This window comes from Frankia sp. CcWB2 (assembly GCF_977927585.1).
Window position 1 is genome coordinate 10,771 of sequence record NZ_CDWRCM010000077.1, and the last position, 7,825, is coordinate 18,595.

Here is a 7,825-nt window from a genome sequence, read left to right on the forward strand (position 1 = left end):
GGTACACCGATCGACATCATCGCCTAGAAGAAGATCGGTAACGAGGCCCTTCCCGGCGGAGGATCGCGGGGGCCCGGGTGGGCTATGCATCCACCGAGGCGGACGGGCCCATGGCGGGACGGGCCGCCACGGCGATCCGCAGATCGTCGACGAATCCGGCGTAGACCTCGTCACGGCGGGCGGGATCTGCCCGTAGCACCGCACTGGGATGCAGCGTGGCGAGCAGCTGAGCCCCGGAGCCGGCCGGCCCGGGGAGCAGCCGGCCACGCATCTTCGTCACCCGGAACGACGGTCCGAGCAGCGACATACCGGCCGTAGCCCCCAGGATCACGACGATCGCCGGCCGAACGAGGTTGAGCTCCGCGGATAGCCAGGGACGGCACGCGGTGACATGCCGCGGGTCCGGCGTCTGGTGGATCCGCCGCGGGCCGTTGCCGGTGCGATACCGGAAGTGCTTGACGGCGTTCGTCATGTACACCTCGGCACGGTCGAGTCCCACCTCGCCGAGGGCCCGGTCGAGCAGCTTGCCGGCGGGGCCCACGAACGGCACACCCCGCCGGTCCTCGATGTCGCCCGGCTGCTCGCCGACGAGGGCGAGCCAGCCGTGCGCGGGGCCGACCCCGAAGACCGTGCGGGTGCCGGGCAGCTGCGCGAGGTCGCATCCCTGGCAGTCGGCGGCCGCCGCCGCCAGGGTCGGCAGGTCCGCCCGTGGTGGTATGTGTACGGGCTGCATGCTCATCCACCGATTCAACCGGACGGGCCCTCGCCCGTCCGCACGAGCCGCACGAGCCCTGGGAGACCCGGCGTGCCAGGACCCCGGTGCCGGGGGTGCGGGGCAATGCGTGGTACGCGGAGATGCGTGGCGCGCCGTGCGTGAGCTGCCCTCCACATCCCACGCCGACGCAACCACCTCCGGCGGAGCCCGCCACTTCTCCGCCGGTCTTCGAGCGGGGGATCCTGCCCACGCATCCCCCTGCCCAGGATCAAGGGTGGCCAATCCACGGGACCACCCCGCAAAATAGCGGCGTGTCATCATTCAACTACACAGCGTTTGCTGTTGTGCTGTACGGGTGACGCTTGCCGTGGAGCGGGATCGGGGCTTCTCCGACGAATGGTCGCAAATCGCCGCGACAGCTCCGAAAGTAGGCCTCTTCCTCGCGATCTGTCTGCTCGGTTGGCTGTTGGTCCGGGCGGGTACGCGCCTCGTCACCCGGTTCACCGAACGCGCCGGCCTGGATCGGATCATCGATCGCGCCGGCCTGCCGCGGCTATTGCACCAGCCGGCCCAGAGCGTGCGGGCGAGCGGGCTCCGGGTGCTCATGGGCATCGGCCTGCTCGGCGTGCTGCGGATCGCGCTGGGGGTCTTCGGACCGAACACGGCCGAGGACACCGTGACCGATCTACTCGCTCTGCTGCTCCGCACCCTGCTCGCGACGCTGGTCATCATGATCGGGGTCGGCCTCGCCCGGGTCGTCCGGACCTTCGTCACGGAGGCACTACGCGACCTCGCGTACGGACGGGCGGCCGGCAACATCGTGGCCACCGTGCTCGTAGTCGCCTTCGGCAAAACGGGGTTGGACGAGGTGGGACTCGCGACGTCGGTCACCACACCGGTCCTCTGGGCGATCCTGGCCTCCCTCACCGGTGTGATCGTCGTCGGCGTGGGAGGCGGCCTCATTCGACCCATGCAGATCCGATGGGAGGAGATCCTCGAACACGTCGAGGACACCGCCGCCGAGGCTCGGGCGAAGTGGCACGATCGCCGCCCCACCACCTCCCCGGCACACGCGCCGGAACGGCCGCTGCCACCGCCGGCCGTCGCCTCGCCCCGACCCCCGATCCCGCCACCGGGCGAGGGGCCACTGTCCAAAACCGGCTCCTCCGAACGGCCTCCACCGTCTGCGGTGGACGAGCCCCCGCCGCCCGCCGGCCGACCGCTTCCGGGGGGACCCACGTAACGCGTGGTCCGTCCCCCACATCCCGGTCGCCGTCGGCCGGTGGGTGTGCGTTCGGCGAACTGCGGCGCGTTCGGGCCTCAGGTGGGGCACTCTGGGAGAGGACGGATGGTAAAAGTCGGTCGCTGACCTCGACCACGCATATCGCCCTGACCCGGACACCTGACCCAGCCAGGGGACCCTGCCAGATCGGTCCGCAGGTGGCCGATCCTCACGGCGGAAACCTCATCAACGTCACGAGTGGCGAGCGGAGGGACATCTCGGTGGACGAGCTCTCGGATATGGAGCGATCCCGACTGCTCCTCGGCTGGCTGGCGGCGCGGCGTGCCGTGGACAACTGTCTGTCGGACCTGCTCGCCGCCGGTCCCGCCGGGGAGCGGCGGGTACGCGAGTCACTCGCTCTCGTGGGCGATCTGGAAAGCCGTGCCCAGGAGGCGTTCGACCGTTACCGCACGGCCGCGGAGAACACGGAGACACGATCATCGGGCCGCTGGGTGCCTTCCGACGCGGATCGTCCCAGACTCAATGTGGTCCGCACCCCCGAGGGCGATCTCGCTCGTAGTAGTTCGAACACGAAGAGCAATCATCGACACCGGTGACGCCCGGGGCGCTGGACGCGCGTCAGAATGGCCCTCGTGCCGGCCGTCCGTCGCCGCCGCGTCGCCGCGGTCTGGCTCCTCACCCTCCTGGTTCCCCTTCTGCTGACGACGTCCGGCTGCGGCGTGCTGGAGGGTCCCCGACGTGGTCATGTAGTCCTGGCCGCCACCCCGGCGCCCACCACGGGTCCCGATGCATTCGAACGCTCCGGACGGGGCGCCCGCATCCGGATGACCCTGCCCCCGTCCGACGCTCCGAAGCCCTATCCCCTGCTCGTGGCGCTGCACAGCCTGCACTACGACGGCGCGGACCCCAAGCAGCACTGGGACCTGGACAACCTCGCCCGTGCCGCCGGCCTCGCCGTCGTGTACCCGGACGGCCTCAACAGGGCATGGAACGCTGGAACCTGCTGCGACACCGCCGTGATCAACCATACCGATGACGTCGGCTGGCTACGCGCGTTGATCGCGCATCTCAGCGAGCACTACCCGATCGACCGGAACAGGGTCAGCCTGATCGGTCTGTCCAACGGCGGCATGCTGGCCTACCGGTACGCCTGCGAACACGGGGACGAACTCGCGGGCATCGCCGTCGTGGCGGCCAGCCGTCAGGTGTCGGACTGCCGTCCGGGCGCCCCGCTGACCGTCGTGGTCGTCCACGGCGGGGCGGACGGCCATGTGCCCTACCAGGGGACCCTCTGGTCGCCGGTGCTGCGGACCGCGATCACGCCGGTCGAGGAGAGCATGATCCCGTTCCGGTCGGTGGATCGCTGCCCCGTCCCGAGCCGGCCTACGGACACTGTCCTCACGGATTCGACCGGCATGCCATGGCACGCCCCGGTGGCATCACAGTCCGCGCTGAGCGTTGGAACGGACGCGGACGTGGCCGCGCCCGTCGCCGTGCCCCCGGTGCCCCCGGCAAGCGGGCCGGCGCACCCTGCAAGCGCGCTGGTGAACGCCGCCCCGTGGGTCCTGATGCCGAGCGCCGTCCCGGGTGTGCCCGCGAATTCGACCACGGTGACGTCACCGGCCGTCGCCCTGCGCAAGGAGACCCCCTGTGCCTCCTCGGCCCGGGTCGTGCAGTTCCTGCTGCCCGCCCTGGCCCACGGCTGGCCGGCCGTCTCCGGACCGGCCGCCTTCGCCACGGGCAGGGTGATCTGGAATCTGCTGGCTCCGGCCCGTTCCGCGCGGCCCGGCCCGCGGATGTGACCCGCGACGGCCAGCCGGCAGGGACGGATCAGGCCGGCGCGAACACGGATCAGGCCGGCGCGAACGAGGACCGCAGCGCGCCCATCAGCGTATTGAGCGACGCCAGGACGTCGGTCGACACTCGCGCGATGAGCACGTACACCGCACCGGACACCGACACCGTGCGCATGAGGTAGGAGACCCGCTGCCCCTCCCGGTCGTACGAGCCGACGAGTTCCTGGGTGGGCTGACCGCTGGTATCCGTCGCCGGGCCGGAACGGTCCCTGGTCAGACCGGGGACCGTGTTGAACTCGGCGGACTGGACCTGCGTGAGCGCTGCCACCGGATCCTGCACCGCGACCCGGGCCACCCCGATCATCTGCGGTCCGTACTCCGAGACGGTGCCGGGCTCGCCATAGAAGAGGCCGGTGTTGTCGCGCCGCTGCTTCCACACCGGCGGGTGGGAGAAGGTGGCCTTCTGCACAGTGTCGGTGAACGAGGTCCAGTCCGCCGGCACCGCGATCTGGCCCGCGGCCGCCTGACCGCCAGCTGCCTGACCGCCGGCTGCCCCCGTGCTCGGGCTAGGCGCGGCCGCTGCGGGACCGCCGGACGATACTGCCGTCGGCGCCGGGGCGGCATTGGTGGCGGTCCGGCCGCTGGGCCGGACCTTCTCCCAGACGGCACCGGCCCCGACGCCCACCCCAAGTGCCACGGCCAGCACCACCAGGGCCACCCCGACCCGATGCAGGAAGGGCATGGTGTCGGAATCACGATTTCCCTGCCGGGAATCGCGAGCGTCGTCCTCGTCGGGGAAATCGACTGTGCCCGCGGCGGAGGTCAGGCTCCCTGAGCGACGCGCCGCGACCCGCTGGTCGGCGCCGAACCGCACCGGACTCGGCCGGCTCCGCCCCCCGCCCGGCGGGTAAGCCTCGGGTCGGTCGGGTCGACCGGACCGATCAGGCCGACCGGGATCGGTGCGATCGGCACGGCGCCGGTCGAGTCCGAGGTCGTCGCCGGCATCCCTGCCGTAGGGCGTCCGCAGGCCTGTTCCACCGTCCCTCATTCCGGCGCCGCCGGTCGACGGACCGCCTGTAGGGGCACCGTCGGCCCGACGTGTCGGCATCGCCGTCTTGGCCCGCGGCAGACCGCCCTCATTCTGCCGATCCGGTCCACCTCGTGGATCCGACCTTCCATCGGAAGCCCATTCGGGTGGTTGACGCCCGGGTGCGGGAGCGGGAGCGGAACCAGGTGCGGGAGCGGAACCAGGAACGACTCGGGACCGCCGGCCCTCGGTCCGAGCGGTCCGAGCGGGCGGGACGAGCGCCCGGCGCATCGAGGTGCCGGTGGACGGCGAATCGGTATCCTCGGGCTGTATCGAACTGCCCTGATATGGATTGCCGTGGCCGGGATTGCCGTGGCTCGCCGGTACCGGGTGGTAGGGCCCGGTCACCGGTCCAGCGGCGTCATATGACCCGGTCGGAGGGCCGTAGCCGCTATGCTGCGGGCGCGGATCCGGCCCCGCTGGCTGATACGGCTCCATCGAGGGACCGCTACCGCCCCCCTGATAGTAGGGAGACTGCCGGTCGTCGTCCCACTCGGTCCGTCGCACACCGTCCGTCACCAGACGACCTCCGATCCCGAGCTCCGCTTGCGTCCGCCCGTCCCACCGCTGTACCACGGCGTTGCGTCGACGTTGCGCGAGCTTAGTTGACAGTAGCCCCCCGAAGGCGTAGAGGGATCGGCCAGGTACCTCGCCGGTCACCCACTGATCTGCACCGATATCCTCCCATGTCATCAGGCACATATTTCAGGGGGGACGCCGCATGAAGGGCTTCAGGCAGTTCCTGATGCGAGGGAACGTCGTCGACCTGGCGGTCGCGGTCGTGGTCGGTACCGCCTTCACCGCAGTGGTGACGTCGCTGGTGAAGACCATCTTCACCCCGCTGATCGCCGCGATCTTCGGCAAACCCGACTTCTCGGCCCTCACCTTCACCATCAACGGCAGCATGTTTCGGTACGGCGAGTTCATCAACAGTGTCATCGCATTCCTCTCAGTCGTTACAGTGATCTACTTCGTAGTAGTACTCCACCCTGAACACCATCAACGAGCGGCGGACGCGGGGGCAGGTCCCGCCGGAGGAGGACCCAGTACTCACCGACGAGGCACGCCTGCTCACGGAAATCCGTGATCTACTGGCGGAACACCGTCCCACCGGCTGACCCAGCCGACCCGGGCCGACCCAGCGCGGCTCCACACCGCGCGGCTCCACACCGGATCGCTTACCCGAACGTTGGTCGGCATTCAGGAATCGCTCAGGCTTTCAAGGGAAAGTGCCTACCATGACACCGCGTCTCCCCTTCAGCAGTAGCGCCGAGGACGCCCCCAGGGGCGGCGGCAGGGAGGGGTCCGGCGCCGGGCATGACTCCCCCCCCTCCCCTTGGGCTCCGCCCATCGGCGGCGCGGCCGGGACACGAGCCGGCCAAGCTCACCCGGCTGGTCCCGCCAGCTCCGAACCCGGCCTCCCGGCGGGCCCGCCTTCCCGTCCGCCCGGCTCGCCGTACAGCCAACCGCCGACGCTGGGGCCATCCTCCGGCCAGCATCCTCAGTATCCGAATCCCCATCCCCCGCATGGGGATCCTCGTCCGTATCCGGATTCTCCGTACCCGGCCGGGCCGTCCCAGGCCAGCCAGCCGCAGGCCGCGCTCTCCGCGGGAAGCCCGCCTCCGACGGCGTCGCCCGGCGGCCCGTGGGGACCGCCTTCAGGTCCGCCACCCGGTGGTCCCGCTGCCCCGAGAGCCGTGAACGGCGCGGCCGGCCCCGCGGGACCTCCCGCGGGCCCCCCGACCGGAGGGTATTCCTGGGGACCGCCATGGAGTTCTCCGAGCGGCGCCGGCTCGCCACCCACCCAGGACCTCTACGGCAACGAGACAACCATGGCCGCCTCGCCCCCTTGGCGCCGACGGCGGCTCGTCGCCGCTGGACTCGCCATCGCCCTGGTCTCGGCTGGTGTGGGTGGCGGTGTCGGAGCGATGGTCGCCGACAACAACGGGGGGCAGACCATCGTCACATCCGCCGGTCTGCACAACACCGTGGACAGTTCCGGTGGAACGTCGCCCGCAGCCGCGAACACTGTGTCGGCCGCGGCGCAGAAGATCCTGCCGAGTGTCGTGACAATCTCCGAGGAATCGAGCAGCGAGTCGGGCACCGGCTCCGGCACCATCATCCGTTCGGACGGGCATATCCTGACGAACAACCATGTGGTCTCGGGTGCCGCGAATGGCGGCTCGCTGACGGTCACCCTGCAGGACGGTCGTACTTTCGATGCGCAGGTCGTAGGCACGGATCCGAGCTCGGACCTCGCGGTGATCAAAATCAATGCCACCGGTCTCACGGCGGCCACGTTCGGCAATTCCGACCCGCTGAGCATCGGGGAACTGGTGGTAGCGGTCGGCAGCCCGCTCGGGCTGAACGGCACGGTCACGTCCGGCATTGTCAGTGCCGTGCATCGCCCGGTGCGCACCGGGGATTCAACCGTGCGGGATCAGCAGAACACCGTGCTCGACGCAATCCAGACCGACGCATCAATCAACCCCGGTAACTCCGGTGGTCCGCTGGTCAACAGTCGCGGCGAGATCATCGGCGTGAACAGCGCGATCGCGACCGTGGGTGGTGGAAGTCCCTTCGGTGGCGGCCAGCAGTCCGGCAACATCGGCGTCGGTTTCGCTATTCCGGGCAACTATGCCGGGTCGGTGGCCACCGAGTTGATCTCTACGGGCAGCGCCCGACACCCGTACCTGGGCGTCAGCGCCTCCACCTCGGAGGAGAACACCCGCTCCACCGCCTCCAGCGGCAACGGTGCAAAGATCCGCTCCATGGTTCCGGGTGGACCCGCCGAAAAGGCCGGCCTTCGCGCCGACGACGTCATCACGAAGGTCGGCAACCGTGCTGTCAACGACGTCGACTCCCTCATCGCGGCGGTCCGGTCCCACGCCATCGGCGACGAGGTGGAAGTGACCTATACCCGTGATGGACAGAGCGGCACCGTCAAGGCCCGGCTCGCCCAACAACCACCGGCATCCTGAGCT

Annotated in this window: 6 protein-coding genes and 1 pseudogene; 5 read left to right on the forward strand and 2 right to left on the reverse strand. The window is 70.1% G+C overall.

Features of this window, described 5'->3' with window-relative positions:
* Positions 1-82: 82 nt before the first annotated feature.
* On the reverse strand, positions 83-733 hold the full coding sequence (locus ACY45C_RS10385; protein WP_462187422.1) for a UdgX family uracil-DNA binding protein: 651 nt from the start codon (positions 731-733) through the stop codon (positions 83-85).
* A gap of 337 nt (positions 734-1,070) precedes the next feature.
* On the opposite strand from ACY45C_RS10385, the gene ACY45C_RS10390 reads away from it, so the two are divergent.
* From ACY45C_RS10390 to ACY45C_RS10400, 3 genes are all read left to right on the forward strand, one after another.
* Complete coding sequence (locus ACY45C_RS10390) at positions 1,071-1,958, forward strand: membrane protein (RefSeq protein ID WP_462187417.1); 888 nt, start codon at positions 1,071-1,073, stop codon at positions 1,956-1,958.
* 197 nt (positions 1,959-2,155) lie between these two features.
* Entirely contained in the window at positions 2,156-2,554 is a 399-nt protein-coding gene (locus ACY45C_RS10395) for a hypothetical protein (protein WP_462187418.1), read from the forward strand.
* A 27-nt stretch (positions 2,555-2,581) separates the two neighbouring features.
* Complete coding sequence (locus tag ACY45C_RS10400) at positions 2,582-3,760, forward strand: CE1 family esterase (protein WP_462187419.1); 1,179 nt, start codon at positions 2,582-2,584, stop codon at positions 3,758-3,760.
* Between the two features lie 49 nt (positions 3,761-3,809).
* Here the strand turns inward: ACY45C_RS10400 and ACY45C_RS10405 are convergent, their stop codons facing one another.
* Positions 3,810-4,496, reverse strand: a complete 687-nt coding sequence (locus ACY45C_RS10405; protein WP_462187420.1) for a hypothetical protein — start codon at positions 4,494-4,496, stop codon at positions 3,810-3,812.
* Between the two features lie 1,066 nt (positions 4,497-5,562).
* Between ACY45C_RS10405 and mscL the strand changes: the two are divergent.
* Both mscL and ACY45C_RS10415 read left to right on the forward strand, forming a co-directional pair.
* A pseudogene (mscL, locus tag ACY45C_RS10410) lies at positions 5,563-5,959 on the forward strand (large conductance mechanosensitive channel protein MscL).
* A 912-nt stretch (positions 5,960-6,871) separates the two neighbouring features.
* Positions 6,872-7,822 carry a S1C family serine protease gene (locus ACY45C_RS10415; protein ID WP_462187421.1) on the forward strand — a complete coding sequence of 317 codons (951 nt, stop codon included), beginning with the start codon at positions 6,872-6,874 and terminating at the stop codon, positions 7,820-7,822.
* Positions 7,823-7,825 lie beyond the last annotated feature (3 nt).

What these genes read in the sequence shown, in the direction of transcription:
- ACY45C_RS10385 (WP_462187422.1), bottom strand. Translation starts at nt 733, where the DNA reads ATGCAGCCCGTACACATACCACCACGGGCGGACCTGCCGACCCTGGCG.
- ACY45C_RS10400 (WP_462187419.1), top strand. Translation starts at nt 2,582, where the DNA reads ATGGCCCTCGTGCCGGCCGTCCGTCGCCGCCGCGTCGCCGCGGTCTGG.
- ACY45C_RS10405 (WP_462187420.1), bottom strand. Translation starts at nt 4,496, where the DNA reads ATGCCCTTCCTGCATCGGGTCGGGGTGGCCCTGGTGGTGCTGGCCGTG.